This window comes from Bradyrhizobium erythrophlei (genome assembly GCF_900129425.1).
In the GTDB taxonomy this organism is placed as follows: domain Bacteria; phylum Pseudomonadota; class Alphaproteobacteria; order Rhizobiales; family Xanthobacteraceae; genus Bradyrhizobium; species Bradyrhizobium erythrophlei_C.
This window is the reverse complement of sequence record NZ_LT670817.1, coordinates 4647909-4663195: the sequence shown is the minus strand read 5'-3', so window position 1 is coordinate 4663195 and position 15287 is coordinate 4647909. Positions and strand designations below refer to the sequence as shown.

General features: G+C 61.9%; 16 protein-coding genes, 1 tRNA gene and 1 pseudogene. 13 read left to right on the top strand and 5 right to left on the bottom strand.

Annotated elements, in window-relative coordinates:
- Positions 1-14 precede the first annotated feature (14 nt).
- Positions 15-1271: a peptidase T gene (gene pepT / locus B5527_RS22250; RefSeq protein ID WP_079603452.1), complete on the bottom strand. Its 1257-nt coding sequence runs from the start codon at positions 1269-1271 to the stop codon at positions 15-17.
- 115 nt (positions 1272-1386) lie between these two features.
- Positions 1387-1698, bottom strand: a pseudogene (locus B5527_RS22245) (HU family DNA-binding protein); the annotation flags it as partial.
- 200 nt (positions 1699-1898) lie between these two features.
- Between B5527_RS22245 and B5527_RS22240 the strand changes: the two are divergent.
- Positions 1899-1975, top strand: a tRNA-Asp gene (locus B5527_RS22240).
- 99 nt (positions 1976-2074) lie between these two features.
- On the opposite strand, the gene B5527_RS22235 is transcribed toward B5527_RS22240, so the two are convergent.
- Entirely contained in the window at positions 2075-2269 is a 195-nt protein-coding gene (locus tag B5527_RS22235; RefSeq protein WP_079603450.1) for a hypothetical protein, read from the bottom strand.
- Positions 2270-2503: 234 nt separating this feature from the next.
- Between B5527_RS22235 and B5527_RS22230 the strand changes: the two genes are divergently transcribed.
- Positions 2504-3517 (top strand): TRAP transporter substrate-binding protein, encoded by a 1014-nt coding sequence (locus B5527_RS22230; RefSeq protein ID WP_079603449.1) that lies wholly within the window; start codon positions 2504-2506, stop codon positions 3515-3517.
- 6 nt (positions 3518-3523) lie between these two features.
- Here the strand turns inward: B5527_RS22230 and B5527_RS22225 are convergent, their stop codons facing one another.
- Complete coding sequence (locus B5527_RS22225; protein WP_079603448.1) at positions 3524-4816, bottom strand: spinster family MFS transporter; 1293 nt, start codon at positions 4814-4816, stop codon at positions 3524-3526.
- 43 nt (positions 4817-4859) lie between these two features.
- Positions 4860-6050 (bottom strand): aromatic ring-hydroxylating dioxygenase subunit alpha, encoded by a 1191-nt coding sequence (locus B5527_RS22220; RefSeq protein WP_079603447.1) that lies wholly within the window; start codon positions 6048-6050, stop codon positions 4860-4862.
- A gap of 277 nt (positions 6051-6327) precedes the next feature.
- Between B5527_RS22220 and B5527_RS22215 the strand changes: the two genes are divergently transcribed.
- The 11 genes from B5527_RS22215 (at position 6328) to nuoG (ending at position 15282) form a co-directional block, all read left to right on the top strand.
- The gene (locus B5527_RS22215) at positions 6328-6693 is read left to right on the top strand and encodes an NADH-quinone oxidoreductase subunit A (protein ID WP_079603446.1); all 366 of its coding nucleotides are present in this window, start codon (positions 6328-6330) and stop codon (positions 6691-6693) included.
- A complete protein-coding gene (locus B5527_RS22210; RefSeq protein ID WP_079603445.1) occupies positions 6684-7280 on the top strand; it encodes a NuoB/complex I 20 kDa subunit family protein in 597 nt (198 codons plus the stop codon). Before B5527_RS22215 ends, B5527_RS22210 begins: the two co-directional genes overlap by 10 nt.
- Positions 7281-7291: 11 nt before the next feature.
- Entirely contained in the window at positions 7292-7903 is a 612-nt protein-coding gene (locus B5527_RS22205) for an NADH-quinone oxidoreductase subunit C (RefSeq protein WP_079603444.1), read from the top strand.
- Positions 7904-7994: 91 nt separating this feature from the next.
- Positions 7995-8321 (top strand): four helix bundle protein, encoded by a 327-nt coding sequence (locus B5527_RS22200; protein ID WP_154072894.1) that lies wholly within the window; start codon positions 7995-7997, stop codon positions 8319-8321.
- A gap of 52 nt (positions 8322-8373) precedes the next feature.
- Positions 8374-9564, top strand: a complete 1191-nt coding sequence (locus tag B5527_RS22195; protein ID WP_079603442.1) for an NADH-quinone oxidoreductase subunit D — start codon at positions 8374-8376, stop codon at positions 9562-9564.
- A gap of 5 nt (positions 9565-9569) precedes the next feature.
- Positions 9570-10526, top strand: a complete 957-nt coding sequence (locus B5527_RS22190; protein WP_079607428.1) for an FkbM family methyltransferase — start codon at positions 9570-9572, stop codon at positions 10524-10526.
- A gap of 14 nt (positions 10527-10540) precedes the next feature.
- The gene (gene nuoE, locus B5527_RS22185) at positions 10541-11152 is read left to right on the top strand and encodes an NADH-quinone oxidoreductase subunit NuoE (protein ID WP_079603441.1); all 612 of its coding nucleotides are present in this window, start codon (positions 10541-10543) and stop codon (positions 11150-11152) included.
- A complete protein-coding gene (locus tag B5527_RS44335) occupies positions 11152-11364 on the top strand; it encodes a hypothetical protein (RefSeq protein ID WP_154072443.1) in 213 nt (70 codons plus the stop codon). The genes nuoE and B5527_RS44335 overlap by 1 nt, the downstream gene beginning before the upstream one ends.
- Before the next feature lie 21 nt (positions 11365-11385).
- Positions 11386-12711 carry an NADH-quinone oxidoreductase subunit NuoF gene (gene nuoF, locus B5527_RS22180; RefSeq protein WP_079603440.1) on the top strand — a complete coding sequence of 442 codons (1326 nt, stop codon included), beginning with the start codon at positions 11386-11388 and terminating at the stop codon, positions 12709-12711.
- A gap of 5 nt (positions 12712-12716) precedes the next feature.
- Positions 12717-13199 carry a hypothetical protein gene (locus B5527_RS22175; protein ID WP_154072442.1) on the top strand — a complete coding sequence of 161 codons (483 nt, stop codon included), beginning with the start codon at positions 12717-12719 and terminating at the stop codon, positions 13197-13199.
- 7 nt (positions 13200-13206) lie between these two features.
- A complete protein-coding gene (gene nuoG, locus B5527_RS22170; protein WP_079603438.1) occupies positions 13207-15282 on the top strand; it encodes an NADH-quinone oxidoreductase subunit NuoG in 2076 nt (691 codons plus the stop codon).
- Positions 15283-15287: the final 5 nt, after the last annotated feature.

Here is a 15287-nt window from a genome sequence, read left to right as displayed (position 1 = left end):
AGCGCCAGCCGGGTTTAAGCCCGCTCTTCCCAGATCATCGCCAGATGCACGATGGTCTGCATGGCCTTTTCCATGTCCTGCCGGCTTACCCATTCCAGCCGCGAATGGAACGAATGCTCGCCGGCGAAAATGTTGGGGCAGGGCAGCCCCATGAACGACAGCCGCGAGCCGTCGGTGCCGCCGCGAATCGAAGTCTTCACCGGCGTCAGACCGGTGCGGCGGATCGCCTCCATCGCGTTGTCGATGATCTCTGGATGACGGTCGATGACCTGCTTCATGTTGCGGTACTGCGGCTTGATCTCCAGCCGCCAGGTCGATCGCGGAAAGCCCTGCATTACCTGTTTGACGATGCTTTCCAGCAACGCTTCCTTTTCCTTCAATCCCTCATCGGTGAAATCGCGCACGATGAAACTGAGCGTGACCTTCTCCAGCGCGCCTGAGATGCCGATCGGATGCAGAAATCCTTGCTTGCCTTCGGTGGTCTCCGGGGAGCAGGTATCTTTGGGCAGGCGATCGACGATGGCGGCGGCGATCTTGATCGCGTGCTCCATTTTGCCCTTGGCAAAACCGGGATGGGTGCTGACGCCTTCGATGGTGATGGTAGCGGAGTCCGCCGAAAAAGTCTCGTCCTCGATATTCCCCACGGTTTCACCGTCGATCGTATAGGCAAAGTCGGCGCCGAGTTTTTTCAGGTCGGCCTTGTCGACGCCACGGCCGATCTCTTCGTCGGGCGTGAACAGGATCTTGATGGCGCCGTGTTTGATCTCTGGGTTGTCCATCAGGAACTGCGCCGCGTCCATGATTTCGGCGAGGCCGGCCTTGTTGTCGGCGCCGAGCAGGGTGGTGCCGTCAGAGGTGATGATGTCGTTGCCGATCTGATTGGCAAGCGCAGGATGTTCGGCGGAGCGGATGATCTGCGTCGGGTCTGCCGGCAGCACGATGTCGCCGCCCCGATAATTCCGGACGATCTGCGGCTTGACGTCCTTGCCCGTGCAGTCCGGCGAGGTGTCCATGTGCGAGCAGAAGCAAATGACCGGAACATGCTTGTCGGTATTCGCGGGGATGGTGGCGTAGATGTAGCCATGTTCGTCGAGATGGGCGTCGCGAATTCCCATCGCCTGCAGTTCGGCTGCAAGCACGCGGCCCAGGTCTTTTTGCTTTGCAGTGGATGGGCAGGTCGGCGACGCCGGGTCCGACTGGGTGTCGATGACCACGTACCGCAGAAAGCGCTCGGTCACCGTGTGCGTGAAGTTGAAGGGTAAACTCACCATCAAAACGCGGTAGCACTAAAATACGTGCGTTTGAAGATATCGAGGAAGCGTCATCCCGGGGGCCGCGTGCACCGCGCCGGAATGACGCCAGGTCAAAATCGGAAAATGCGTCCTGTCAGACGGCTTCCTTCAGCTCCTTGGCTGCACGGAAGGCAACCTTCTTGCTGGCTTTGATGTGGATCGCTTCGCCGGTGGCGGGGTTACGGCCCATACGGGCGGCGCGCTTGCGCACCTGCAGGATGCCGAGGCCGACGATTCGGATGCGCTCGCCCTTCTTCAGGTGCTTGGTGACGCGGGCGACCAGGTCGTTGAGAATGGCTTCAGCCTGCTTCTTGGACAACTCCTGGTCCTCGGCGATTGCCGCTGCGAGATGCTTGAGCGTGACGGTGGTCGGGGTCGCTGCCTTCTTCGCCATATTTGGCCCTCCTCGTTGTTGATGCTTAGGAACCTAAGACGTAGCAGGCCTTAAATGATTCGGGGGCCGCCTGACTACGTTGTTTTGCCGATAAACAGCCCATTATTTGCATCGCTACCCCAAAAATGCCCGACTGGCAGGGGGATTCGCAACTGCCTTGACTTGGATAGGTCCCGCCTTTAAGTCCCACGTCTCGCGGGTTTCGCAATCACGCGGGAGTAGCTCAGTTGGTTAGAGCGCCGGCCTGTCACGCCGGAGGTCGCGGGTTCGAGCCCCGTCTCTCGCGCCATTGAATCAATGGCTTAGCGCGGGTTTGCTGTCCAAAAGCTCAGTGAAAGCAAAAGGCCGCCCGAAGGCGGCCCTACTTCATTCAAAGCCAGGATTTGCCTTAGCGGATCATCGACGTATCCGAGTTGGTCACCGTCATCGGTTTGCCGGCCTTAATCACGTGGGCGGTCTGGGTATAGTCCGAGCTGGTACGTGCGGAGATGCCGAAACCAGCCACTGCGATTCCGGCCACCAGCGCGACAACCACGATTTTCAGATGGGTCGCGCGGTCCGCCGAGTGAATTGAATGGTTCATGTGAGCCTCCTGGCATCTTTGACGCCGTTCGTTGGCAACAGAGGTACCCCCGCTTTGTTTCAAGGTGGTTTCGCGGGTTCCTCAAAATGGTTTCATTCGTGCGGAAACCGGCCGGAACCGCCGAAAATGGCCGCGATTGGTTAAGCCGATGCTTCCCCTGGGCGACTTGCGAACGACATCGGTTCGACGGAAACTGGTTTTCAGGCGCGAAAAGCGCCAGGGAGGCAACAATCCATGAAAATGACCCGCAGGGGTTTGCTCGGCGCAGCATCGGGCGCTTGGGCGACGACCATTTTGAGCAAACCCGTCAGCGCCGCCGCCGAGTTCGAGTTCAAGCTTGGCGTCAATACGCCGGATACCCATCCGCTGACGGTTCGGTTGATCGAGGCGGCGCGCGCGATCGGCGCGCAATCGTCCGGGCGGTTGAATGTCACGGTTTTCCCCAACAGCCAGCTCGGCGGCGATCCCGAGATGCTGTCGCAGCTTCGCGCCGGCGGCATCGAATTGCTGGCGGCGCCCAGCATGACCCTGTCGACACTGGTGCCGCTGTCGGGTTTGCCGAGCATCGGGTTTGCGTTCCGGTCCTACGACCAGGTCTGGGCCGCGATGGACGGCGCCGTCGGCGATGTCGTCCGCGACGCCATCGGCAAGACCGGGATCGTGCCAATGAAGAAGGTCTGGGACAACGGCTTCCGGCAGATCACCTCGTCCTCGAGCCGGCAGCTGAACAGCGTTGATGACCTCCACGGCTTCAAGATCCGCGTTCCCGTCACGGCGCTGTTGACCTCCCTGTTCAGTGGGCTCGGGGCGCTGCCGTCGAGCATCAGCTACAGCGAGCTCTACTCGGCCCTGCAGACCCACATCGTCGAAGGGCAGGAAAATCCGCTCGCGCAGGTATCGACGGGCAAGCTGTACGAGGTGCAGAAATATTGCGCGCTGTCGAACCACTGCTGGAGCGGCTACTGGATCGTCGCCAACCGGCGCGCGCTGGCCAGTCTGCCGGCCGATCTGCTGGATATCGTCAACACCCAGTTCGATACCGCAGCCGACAAGGAACGCGCCGATTTGCTGGCCATGGACCGCTCGCTGCAGGCCGATCTCACCGGCAAGGGCATGACCTTCAACACACCCGATCCCGTGCGGTTCAGGGCAGCACTGGTGAAAGCCGGTTTCTACGCGCAGTGGCAGAAGACCTATGGCGCCGAGGCCTGGGCGCGGCTGGAGCGGTATACCGGTCCGCTGACCTGAGGGAGTTCAGGTCGCCCGCTTGATATCGGCGCGAATCGACCGTGCCGCCCACACGAACAACAGCGCGCCGAGCGTGGTCGTGACCGCGGCCGACAGCAGTGAATAGCGCACGGCGTCGGCGCCGTAGTCGCTCTTCAGGGCATCGTTGATCATGCCGACCGCGAGCGGGCCGACGCCCTGGCCGAAGCAGGTCGCGGTCAACAGGATGATCGCGGACGCCAGGGCCCGCATGCTCGGACGCGCGACGGTCTGCGCGATAGCAAAGATCGGTCCGAGATGAAAGCCGACGAGAAATGAGGTTAGCGCCAGAGCGGCGACCATGGTCGTGAAATTCGATGTCAGCATGCAGACCGCGAAGACCGGCCCGGCGAGGCCGGACGTCAGCGCCGGCGCCCATAGTTTCCAGCGATCATCGCGGCGGCTGATTTGCGCCACCATCAGTCCGCCGGCCAGCGTCCCTGCCATCCCGAACAGGCCCTTGAAAGTGCCGGCATAAGTTCCGATTTCAGCGCTGCTGAGATGATGCACCCGCGCCAGAAACGGCGGAATCCAGGCCGCGGTGGCGTAGTTGGTGTAGGTCGTCAGGCAAAACCCGATCAGCACAATGACAAAGGTCTGTTGCGAAGCGAGGAATCCAAGCGTCGGTCCGATCGGCTCGGGCGCAAAGGTTTCCGCCATGGCGCCGCGCTTTGGCTCCGACACCGTGAGCCACAATACCGCGGCCAACGCGATGCCGGGCAGGCCGGCTGAGAAGAACGCCATCCGCCAGCCGTAGTGCTGGTTGATATAGCCGCCGATGAAATAGCCCAGGAATACCCCGAGATAGGTGCCGATGGCGTAGACGCCGAGCGCACGGGGGCGGTCGTTCTTGCCAAAAAGGTCGGCGATCAGCGATTGCGATGCTGGGGTGCCGGCGGATTCGCCGATGCCGACGCCGACCCGCGCCAGCGCCAGCGTCCCTACGCTCTGCGCCATACCGCACAGCAACGTCATCGTGCTCCAGAACGCAAATGCCAGCGCCACGATATTGCGGCGGTTGATCCGGTCGGCAACGCGCGCGATGGGAATGCCGAGCAGCGAATAGAACAGCACGAATCCGAAGCCCGCGAGCAGGCCCATGGTGGTGTCGCTGAGCGTGAATTCCTTTTTGATCGGCTCGATCAGGACGTTGAAGATCGTGCGGTCGAGAAAATTCAGCGCGTAGACGACCGTCAAGAGGCCAAGCACGTAGTACCGGCGGCTTGACGGCCTTGCGGCGGCGTCCGCCGGCGCGGCGACGTCTGGCGCGAAATCGACCATGGTTTCCCCCTGAGAATCGCTCTTGAAAACGAGAGGTCGCGGTTCACGCCTCGCGAATGAAGTTGCCGGCCTCGAATTCGACCGGCGGCACGTTGTGATCGAACGAGACCCCGATCGGATCGCGCCCGGCGGCCACGGCCTCGAGCTGATCGGAGAGCATCCGCCGGATCATCAGGATGCCGCGGTCGCTCTGGCCGAAATGCTCCTCGGAATGCAGCGTCACCGGCCCCTGGCCGACCTGCGCCTCGTAATCGCCGGGAAACTGCTGGTGCTCCTGTTCGGTCATGTCCCACCAGAATTTTCCGTTGAACCTCGATCGCATCCGTCCGATATCGCCGCGCTGCTTGACCCGGCCGGCGACGTAGATGCGGAACGAGGTATCGTCGATCGGCAGCGTCCAGCCGATCGATTCGACACGGGCGAATTGCGCGACCCGCGGATTGGGTACCACGCGGAGCGTGGGCAGCGCCGCTTCGGTCACCCGATAAAAGATCTTGCCGTCGTCCTGGTTGCGGATCGAGCGCACGGTGACGCCGCGCGGCGACATCTCGAATTTCACCTCCGGCATCGTGGCCATCATGTTGGTGAACTGCGGACCGCTGAAGGAGCCGTGCAGCACGGGGACGTGGTAGGGATCGACCACGTTTTCGAAGTGCTGCAGCCAGTTGCAGGGAATGATGGCGGGGCCGCCGCCGCCGATCGAGGTATCGTCGGCTTCGACGAATTCGCCGTCGTCCATATTTTCCAGGGCTTCGTAACGCGGCAGCACCGGCTTTTTCCCGGCCGGTCCCATAAAGGCGAAGATCAGCCCGTAGCGTTCCTGAACGGGGTACCAGGGCTGACGCACCCGGTCCCTGAACTGGCCGCCGTCGGGCTCGCAGGGCTGTTCCAGGCAACGGCCCTCGGTGTCGAACTTCCAGCCATGGTAGCAGCAGCGGATGCCGTCTTCCTCGACCTTGCCGTAATAGAGCGTGGTGCCGCGATGGCAGCAGCGCGCGTGGAGCAGGCCGGCGCGGCCATGCCGGTCGCGGAACAGGATCAGGTCCTCGCCCAGCGCCCGGACTTTTCGGGGGACGTCGGTGGCGTCGGCCCCAAGTCCGACCGGGTGCCAGTAGCGCCGGAGCAGTTCCCCCATCGGGGTGCCTCGCGCCACCTCCGTCAGTTCGGTCCGGCTGGAGGACGGCTTCAGGGCATAGGCGGTGCCGAGATCGCGATCCCGCTCGGTAATGTTCATCGCCGCTTCCTCCGGTTCGTAAGCCTTGGCGGCCGTTGTTTTTGATCTCGCCCAAATTGGACGTCAGGCGGGTAGCGGTCAATGCTCCGAGAGGCGCCTGTCCGCAGCCGACCCGCCGCTGCGCCTGGCCTTCCCAGGTTTTCCCGCCGCGTGTGGGCCGTGCCGGAGCCGTCAAAATAGCTTGTCTTGCGCCCCTTGTTGCGCTGCGCTAAGCCTCAGAATAATTCCAATTAACGAATCTGCGGGACGCGAAAGACCGCAGGAAAAGGCGCCGCCGATGACCGGTATCCTGCAGAATTATCTTCCACTTGTGGTGTTCATCGGGGTAGCGAGCCTGATCGGTCTGGCGCTCCTGATCGCGCCCTTTCTGGTGGCGTTCCAGCAGCCCGATCCGGAAAAGCTGTCGGCGTATGAATGCGGATTCAACGCATTCGACGACGCCCGCATGAAATTTGACGTCCGGTTCTACCTGGTGGCGATACTCTTCATTATTTTCGATCTGGAAGTGGCATTCCTGTTCCCGTGGGCGGTGGCGTTCGGGAAGCTCGGTGCAACCGGCTTCTGGTCGATGCTGGTTTTCCTCGCCGTGCTCACCGTCGGCTTTGCCTATGAATGGAAGAAAGGCGCGCTCGAATGGGATTGAGCCCAACTGCCGCAAAACCCGGATTTGCACCGGCGATGGCGCCGGCAGCGACCGGCATTCTCGATCCCTCCACCGGAAAACCGGTCGGTGCCAACGATCCTTACTTTCTCGAGGTCAATCACGAACTGTCCGACAAGGGCTTTTTCGTTGCGGCCACCGACGACCTCATCACCTGGGCGCGTACGGGATCGCTGATGTGGATGACCTTCGGCCTGGCATGTTGTGCGGTCGAGATGATGCAGGTGTCGATGCCGCGCTATGACGTCGAGCGCTTTGGTTTTGCGCCGCGCGCTTCGCCACGGCAGTCCGACGTAATGATCGTCGCAGGCACTCTGACCAACAAGATGGCGCCTGCGCTGCGCAAGGTCTACGACCAGATGCCCGAGCCGCGCTATGTGATCTCGATGGGATCGTGCGCCAATGGCGGCGGCTACTATCACTATTCATATTCGGTGGTGCGCGGCTGTGACCGCATCGTGCCCATCGACATCTACGTGCCCGGCTGCCCGCCGACGGCGGAAGCGCTGCTCTACGGCATTCTGCTGCTGCAGAAGAAAATCCGGCGCACCGGAACCATCGAACGCTAAGGGTTTTCGTAATGGACGACGGCAGGCTCGACGCCCTGGGGCAGACGATTGTTAGTGCGCTTCCGGGGGCGGCGACCGATCATGCGGTCGCGTTCGGCCAACTCACGGTAGCGGTGCACGCCGACAGGATCGTCGATGTCGTGCGCTTCCTGCGCGACGATCCGGGTTGCCGTTTTGTCAGCTTCATCGATGTGACGGCGGTGGATTATCCCGGACGCGAGAAGCGCTTTGACGTCATCTACCATTTTCTGTCTCCGACGCTGAACGCGCGGATCCGCCTGCGCGCGGAAGCCGATGAAGCGACACAGGTGCCATCGATCATCGATGTGTTTCCGGGCGCCGACTGGTTCGAACGCGAGTGCTACGATCTCTACGGCGTGATCTTCACCGGCCATCCGGACATGCGGCGGCTGTTGACGGATTACGGCTTCGAAGGCCATCCGCTGCGCAAGGATTTCCCGCTCACCGGCTTCCTTGAGGTGCGTTACGACGACCAGGAGAAGAGGGTGCTCTACGAACCCGTCCGTCTCAATCAGGAATTCCGCAAATTCGATTTCTTGTCTCCGTGGGAGGGGGCCGATTATCCGATCCTGCCCGGAGATGAGAAGAGAAGTGGCGAATAGCGAATGGCGAGTGGCGAGTGGCGAATAGGGATGGCTGTTGACCGAACCATCGATCAATTCGTATCGGGACCTAAGGGTATGGCAGGATGCCATGACCTTGGCGGAATCCTGCTATCGACTGACGCGCCAGTTTCCTCGCGACGAACTGTTCGGACTGACATCGCAAATCAGGCGCGCGGCAGGATCGGTTCCGGCCAATATTGCGGAAGGCCATGGGCGAGAAAATACCGGCAATTTCGTGCAGCATCTTCGAGTCTCACAAGGCTCTGTGAAGGAGCTGGAAACACATCTTCTTTTGGCGGAGCGCGTCGGAATCCTCCCGGTGCTCGATTTGCAGACAGTTCTCGTTCAGTGCGAGAGCTTGGGCAAAATGCTTCGTGCGTTGTTGCGGTCACTGCAGGACAAGTCCGCGAAATGATTCCATTCGCCATTCGCCATTCGCCATTCACTAAGGCGCGGAGCGCCTCTCAATGAACGAACAGAATCTTCGCAACTTTACCATCAACTTCGGTCCGCAGCATCCGGCCGCGCACGGCGTGCTGCGCTTGGTGCTGGAACTCGACGGCGAGGTGGTCGCTCGCGTCGATCCGCATATCGGACTGCTTCATCGCGGCACCGAGAAGCTGATCGAGCACAAGACCTATCTGCAGGCGATCCCGTATTTCGACCGGCTCGACTATGTCGCGCCGATGAATCAGGAACACGCGTTCTGTCTGGCGGCGGAAAAGCTGCTCGGCATTGTCGTGCCGCGCCGCGGACAACTGATCCGGGTTCTTTACTGCGAGATCGGCCGCATCCTGTCGCATCTTCTCAACGTCACTACCCAGGCGATGGACGTCGGCGCGCTTACCCCGCCGCTGTGGGGCTTTGAAGAGCGCGAAAAGCTGATGGTGTTCTACGAGCGCGCCTCCGGCTCGCGGATGCATGCGGCGTATTTTCGGATCGGCGGCGTCCACCAGGACCTGCCGCCGAAACTGATCGACGATATCGAAGCCTGGTGCGAGCCGTTCCTGGGTGTGGTCGCCGATCTCGAACGGTTGCTCACCGGCAACCGCATCTTCAAGCAGCGCAACGTCGATATCGGCGTGGTCACGCTGAAGCAGGCCTGGGAGTGGGGTTTTTCCGGCGTGATGGTGCGCGGCTCGGGCGCCGCCTGGGACCTGCGCAAGGCTCAGCCTTACGAATGTTACGCCGAGATGGATTTCGACATTCCGATCGGCAAGAACGGCGATTGCTACGACCGCTACTGCATCCGGATGGAAGAAATGCGCCAGTCGGTGCGCATCATGAGACAGTGCATCGAAAAGCTGCGCGCCGCCGACGGGCAGGGACCCGTCGCAGTCGAGGATAACAAGATCTTTCCGCCGCGCCGGGGCGAGATGAAGCGCTCGATGGAGGCTTTGATCCATCACTTCAAGCTCTACACCGAAGGCTTTCACGTGCCCGCCGGCGAAGTCTACGCTGCGGTCGAGGCGCCGAAAGGCGAGTTCGGCGTCTATCTGGTCGCCGACGGCACCAACAAGCCCTACAAATGCAAGATCCGCGCGCCGGGATTTGCCCATCTGCAGGCGATGGATTTCATCTGCAAGGGCCATCTGCTGGCCGACGTCTCGGCCATTCTCGGCTCGCTCGATATCGTGTTCGGAGAAGTCGACCGGTGATCGTCATGCCGCCCATCCAGTTTGACCGGACTACCGGCGTGCTCGAGGGCGCCAACGCGTGGGAGCGGTTGGCGGCGCTGGCTTTGTCATCGGGCTCGAAGGTGGCATCGACGTTTTCGCACCGCGGTTACAACAGCTGCGCCAATCTCCTGCGCAAGACTCTGCCCCAGCGCGACATCGCGATCCGGCTAAATTCCGATGCGACGTTCGAATTTCCCTATGGCGACGGTTACTGGAGCAAGCTGCTCAACCGCTCGTTCTCCTACGAAGACGAACTGGAAATGCTGTTCCGGGATTCCGTCGGCGTCGACTACACGCTGATCGATTGCGGCGCGAATTTCGGTTATTGGTCGGTGCTGATCTCGAGCATACCTTACGGTTCGCACAAGGCGATCGCGATCGAACCGTCGTCGCAGAATTTCGTCAAGCTTGCGAACAATTCCGAAATCAACGGCAACCGTTTTGAGGTTCTGAAGTGCGCAATCGGGGCGGCGCGCGGCACCGCGCGGCTGTCCGGCACCAAGCATGAGGCTTTCAGCATTGCCGGCAACACGAGTGGCGGCGGCGAGGACGTGCCGGTCATCGCGCTCGATAATTTGCTCGATGACGGCAAGATTTCTCCTGATGGAAAATACCTGATCAAACTCGATGTCGAAGGCGTCGAGATCGAAGCCATCAAGGGCGGCAAGCGGCTGTTGCAGGGCGACAGCGTGTTGCTGTGCGAGGAACACGGCAACGATTCGAACCATACCGTGTCGCGCTATATCCTCGAACAAACCCCGCTCAAGCTGATCGTCTACGATCCGCGCACCAATCGCCTGGAAACCGTGAGCGAGCTTTCGATCCTCGACCGTATCAAGGTTTCATCCCACGTCGGTTATAACGTATTCGGCACCGCCAGCGCATTCTGGCAGGGCCGGATCAACGCGCTGAACGCAAGCACCGCGCGCCGCATGCAATGAGAGACTGAACGACAATGTCCGTCCGCCGCCTCGCACCGAAGGAACTTCAGCCCGCGAACTTCACGTTCTCAGCGGAGACTCTCGCTTGGGCGAAAGAGCAGATCGCCAAATATCCGCCCGGCCGCCAGGCCTCGGCGGTGATCCCGATCCTGTGGCGGGTCCAGGAACAGCATGACGGGTGGGTTTCGGAAGCGGCGATCCGTGCGGTCGCGGATCTGCTTGAGATGCCCTACATCCGAGCTCTTGAGATCGCGACCTTCTATACGATGTTCCAGCTGCAGCCGGTCGGCAAGAAGGCCCACGTCCAGGTCTGCGGCACCACGCCGTGCCGGTTGCGCGGCGCCGGCGATATTATCGAGATGTGCCAGAGCCGCATCCATCACGAGCCCTTCCATCTCTCCAAGGATGGCAATTTCAGCTGGGAAGAGGTCGAGTGCCTTGGCGCGTGCGTCAATGCGCCGATGGTGTTGATCTGGAGTGATACCTACGAGGACCTGACCAAGGAAAACTTCGGCAAGGTGCTGGACGGCTTTGCCTCCGGCAATCTTCCGAAGCCCGGGCCGCAGAATGGCCGTCAATTCTCCGCGCCAATGGGCGGACCGACCACGCTGAAGGAAACCACGTGATGCGCGGCCGAACGTTGCAAGCGGTGAGGCCGGGGAGTGGTGGTGCGATGAAAAACTGGCGCTATATCGCACTGCATACCCTGGCGGCCGCAGCATTCATTTTTCTGCTGCAGCGCTACGGAATGAGTGCGTCGCTCGATACGAGCCTGTTGTGGGCGCTGGCTTTCGGCGGCTGCGCCGCAGGCCTCGCCTACATGCAGTCCAATCGCTGACCCCCGAGGAAGCTTCAAGTCATGCTCGACGACAAGGACCGCATCTTCCGCAATCTCTACGGCCTTCAGGACTGGGGTCTCGAGGGCGCGCGCCGCCGCGGCGCCTGGGACGGCACCAAGGCGATCATCGACAAGGGACGCGACTGGATCATCAACGAGATGAAGGCCTCGGGGCTGCGCGGGCGCGGCGGGGCGGGCTTTCCGACCGGCTTGAAATGGTCGTTCATGCCCAAGCAATCCACTGACGGCCGGCCGAGCTATCTCGTGGTCAACGCCGACGAGTCCGAACCCGGCACCTGCAAGGACCGCGAAATCATGCGGCACGATCCGCATCTGCTGGTCGAGGGTTGCCTGCTGGCGAGTTTCGCGATGGGCGCGCACGCCTGCTATATCTACGTGCGCGGCGAGTTCATCCGGGAGCGCGAGCATCTGCAGGCCGCGGTCGATCAGGCCTATGAGGCCAAGCTGATCGGCAAGAACAATATCAACGGCTTCCCGTTCGACCTTTACGTGACCCACGGCGCCGGCGCCTATATCTGCGGCGAAGAGACGGCGCTGCTGGAAAGCCTCGAAGGCAAGAAGGGCATGCCGCGGCTGAAGCCGCCATTCCCGGCCAATGTCGGTCTCTACGGCTGCCCGACCACCGTCAACAATGTCGAGTCGATCGCGGTTGCGCCGGATATCCTGCGGCGCGGCGCCGCCTGGTTCGCCGCCATCGGCCGGCCCAACAATGTCGGCACCAAACTGTTTTGCATTTCCGGTCACGTCGAGCGCCCCTGCAATGTCGAAGAGGCGATGGGGATTCCGTTCCGGGAACTGATCGAGCGCCATTGCGGCGGGGTCCGTGGCGGCTGGGATAACCTGAAGGCGGTGATTCCCGGCGGCTCCTCGGTGCGCATGGTGCCGGCCGACCAGATCATCGATACCCCGATGGATTTCGACAGTCTCGGCAAACTGCGTTCTGGTCTCGGCACGGCAGCCGTCATCGTCATGGACAAGTCGACCGATCTGATTCGGGCGATCGCGCGGATTTCCTATTTCTACAAACACGAGAGCTGCGGCCAGTGCACGCCGTGCCGCGAGGGCACGGGCTGGATGTGGCGCGTCTTGACCCGTATGGCAGAGGGCCGCGCCCACAAGCGCGAAATCGACATGCTGTTGGAAGTGACAAAACAGGTCGAGGGCCACACCATCTGTGCGCTCGGCGATGCTGCGGCATGGCCAATCCAGGGCCTGATCGCGCATTTCCGTCACGAGATCGAGGAGCGCATCGACCAGTATTCGCGCAAGGCTGACGTGGACGATGCCGGTATTCTCGATCCCGCGCATATGGTCGCGGCGGAGTGATGCTGATGGGGCAACCGAGCATCTTCTGGTGGCAGAAATACGGAACGCTGGCGCAGATGGCGCAGGCGAGCGTGGCACTGCTTGGCTTCGCTGCCATCCTGTTTCAGATCAACGAAATCGGCTCCAACAATCGCGCGGTCAGCGCCCGGCAGGCGTTTCTCGGCTACACTGATCTGGCGTTCAAAAATCCTAAATTCTCGTTGCCGGACTACGATGCGATCAAGGCTGGCCCCCGCGACGACCAGGTTCAATACGAGAACTTCGTCTCCTATTTTCTCTATGCATGCGAGGAGGCGACCGCCGCCTTCGCCGACCGGAACGAGTGGCTGGCCTCCTGCGATTACGATCTGAAGCCGCATCTGCCGTTTTTGTGCGAGAAGTCCAGGGCCGAGCCGGCCTATCTCGAAACCTACAATGCCGACACTCAGCAATGGGTGAAGGCGTCCATGAAGACCGCCAGCGCTGACTGCAAGCTGGGAAAGACTTGAGACAGCAATGACCAAACTCATCGTCGATGGCAAAGAGATCGATGTCCCGGCCGAATATACGCTGCTGCAGGCGTGCGAGGCCGCGGGCGCCGAAATTCCGCGCTTTTGCTACCACCAGCGGCTGTCGATCGCCGGCAATTGCCGGATGTGCCTCGTTGAGGTGAAGGGTGGCCCGAAGCCGGTCGCAAGTTGCGCCTGGGGCGTTCGCGACTGCCGTCCCGGTCCGAAGGGCGAGCCGCCGGAAATCCTGACCCGCTCGCCGATGGTGAAGAAGGCGCGCGAAGGCGTGATGGAATTCTTGCTGATCAACCATCCGCTGGATTGCCCCATCTGCGATCAGGGCGGCGAGTGCGACCTGCAGGATCAGGCGATGGGCTACGGCGTTGACACCAGCCGCTTCGCCGAAAACAAGCGCGCGGTCGAGGACAAGTATCTGGGCGCGCTGGTCAAGACCTCGATGAACCGCTGCATCCAGTGCACGCGCTGTGTCCGTTTCGCCGCCGAAGTCTGCGGCGTGCCGGAGATCGGCGCGACCGGCCGCGGCGAGGACATGGAAATCACCACCTATCTGGAGTCGGCACTGACTTCGGAACTGCAGGGCAATCTGGTCGATATCTGCCCGGTGGGTGCATTGACCTCGAAGCCGTACGCCTTCGCCGCGCGGCCCTGGGAACTCGGCAAGACCCAGTCGATAGATGTCATGGACGGCGTCGGCTCGGCGATCCGGGTCGATACCCGCGGTCGCGAGGTGATGCGGATCCTGCCCCGGGTCAACGAGGCGGTGAACGAGGAGTGGATTTCCGACAAGACCCGGCATGTCGTCGACGGCCTGCGCACACAGCGGCTTGACCGGCCCTATATCAGGGAAAACGGCCAGCTTCGCGCGGCGTCATGGCCCGAGGCATTTGAAGCGATTGCCGCGAAGGCCGGCCGGATCGACGGCAAGCGGATCGGCGCCATCGCCGGCGACCTCGCCGCGGTGGAAGAAATGTTCGCCCTCAAGGAGCTGCTGGCGAAATGCGGTTCGGTCAATCTCGCGGTCCAGGGCGGTGACGCCTTCGACGCGAAAGCCGGTCGCGCCTCCTATATCTTCAATCCCGGTATCGCCGGCATCGAGCAGGCCGACGCGCTTCTGATCGTGGGTTCCAATCCGCGCAAGGAGGCTGCCGTTCTCAACGCGCGCATCCGCAAGCGCTGGCGTAGCGGCCAGCTCAAGGTCGGTCTGATCGGCGCCAAGGCCGACCTCACCTATACCTACGACCATCTCGGCGCGGGCACGGATACGCTCAGCGACCTTGCCGCCGGCAAGCATTCCTTCGCGGATGTGCTGAAGGGGGCGAAAAATCCAATCGTGCTGGTCGGAGCGGCTGCGGCTGCGCGGCACGATGGGCCGGCGGTTCTCGCGCTCGCGGCCAAACTCGCGTTGGATTTCGGCGCGATCAAGGACGGTTGGAACGGCTTCGGCGTGCTGCAGGATACGGCATCGCGCGTCGGCGCGCTCGATATCGGCTTTGCCGGCGGGGCCGGCGGCTTGAGCACGGCGCTGATGACGACGTTCGGCACGCTCGACGTGCTATTTTTGCTCGGCGCCGATGAGATCACGGTGCCGGATGGTACCTTCGTGGTTTATATCGGCACCCATGGCGACCGCGGAGCCCATCGCGCCGACGTGATCCTGCCTGGGGCGGCCTATACGGAAAAATCCGGCATCTACGTCAACACCGAAGGCCGGGTACAGATGGCCAGCCGCGCGGCGTTTCCGCCGGGAGAGGCGCGCGAGGACTGGGCGATCATCCGCGCGCTGTCGGATGTGATGGGAAAGAAGCTGCCCTACGATTCGCTTCCGGCCTTGCGGCAGGCGATGTTCAAGGCTGTGCCACATCTGATGCGCCTCGACCGGATCGAAACCGGCGACGCGGGCGACATCAAGAAGCTCGCTGGCAGAGGGGGGAGCGTCGAGAAGGCGCCGTTCAAGGCTTCGGTTGAAGATTTTTACCTGACCAATCCGATCGCACGCGCCTCGGCGGTCATGGCGGAATGCTCCCGCCTGGCCTCCGCGCAAATGCTGACGGCGGCGGAATGAGCGTG

What these genes read in the sequence shown, in the direction of transcription:
- B5527_RS22235 (WP_079603450.1), bottom strand. Translation starts at nt 2,269, where the DNA reads ATGAACCATTCAATTCACTCGGCGGACCGCGCGACCCATCTGAAAATC.
- pepT (WP_079603452.1), bottom strand. Translation starts at nt 1,271, where the DNA reads ATGGTGAGTTTACCCTTCAACTTCACGCACACGGTGACCGAGCGCTTT.
- nuoF (WP_079603440.1), top strand. Translation starts at nt 11,386, where the DNA reads ATGCTCGACGACAAGGACCGCATCTTCCGCAATCTCTACGGCCTTCAG.
- B5527_RS22205 (WP_079603444.1), top strand. Translation starts at nt 7,292, where the DNA reads ATGGACGACGGCAGGCTCGACGCCCTGGGGCAGACGATTGTTAGTGCG.
- B5527_RS22230 (WP_079603449.1), top strand. Translation starts at nt 2,504, where the DNA reads ATGAAAATGACCCGCAGGGGTTTGCTCGGCGCAGCATCGGGCGCTTGG.
- B5527_RS22215 (WP_079603446.1), top strand. Translation starts at nt 6,328, where the DNA reads ATGACCGGTATCCTGCAGAATTATCTTCCACTTGTGGTGTTCATCGGG.
- B5527_RS22210 (WP_079603445.1), top strand. Translation starts at nt 6,684, where the DNA reads ATGGGATTGAGCCCAACTGCCGCAAAACCCGGATTTGCACCGGCGATG.
- B5527_RS22220 (WP_079603447.1), bottom strand. Translation starts at nt 6,050, where the DNA reads ATGAACATTACCGAGCGGGATCGCGATCTCGGCACCGCCTATGCCCTG.
- B5527_RS22190 (WP_079607428.1), top strand. Translation starts at nt 9,570, where the DNA reads ATGCCGCCCATCCAGTTTGACCGGACTACCGGCGTGCTCGAGGGCGCC.
- B5527_RS22175 (WP_154072442.1), top strand. Translation starts at nt 12,717, where the DNA reads ATGGGGCAACCGAGCATCTTCTGGTGGCAGAAATACGGAACGCTGGCG.
- B5527_RS22225 (WP_079603448.1), bottom strand. Translation starts at nt 4,816, where the DNA reads ATGGTCGATTTCGCGCCAGACGTCGCCGCGCCGGCGGACGCCGCCGCA.
- B5527_RS22195 (WP_079603442.1), top strand. Translation starts at nt 8,374, where the DNA reads ATGAACGAACAGAATCTTCGCAACTTTACCATCAACTTCGGTCCGCAG.
- nuoE (WP_079603441.1), top strand. Translation starts at nt 10,541, where the DNA reads ATGTCCGTCCGCCGCCTCGCACCGAAGGAACTTCAGCCCGCGAACTTC.
- nuoG (WP_079603438.1), top strand. Translation starts at nt 13,207, where the DNA reads ATGACCAAACTCATCGTCGATGGCAAAGAGATCGATGTCCCGGCCGAA.
- B5527_RS44335 (WP_154072443.1), top strand. Translation starts at nt 11,152, where the DNA reads ATGCGCGGCCGAACGTTGCAAGCGGTGAGGCCGGGGAGTGGTGGTGCG.
- B5527_RS22200 (WP_154072894.1), top strand. Translation starts at nt 7,995, where the DNA reads ATGACCTTGGCGGAATCCTGCTATCGACTGACGCGCCAGTTTCCTCGC.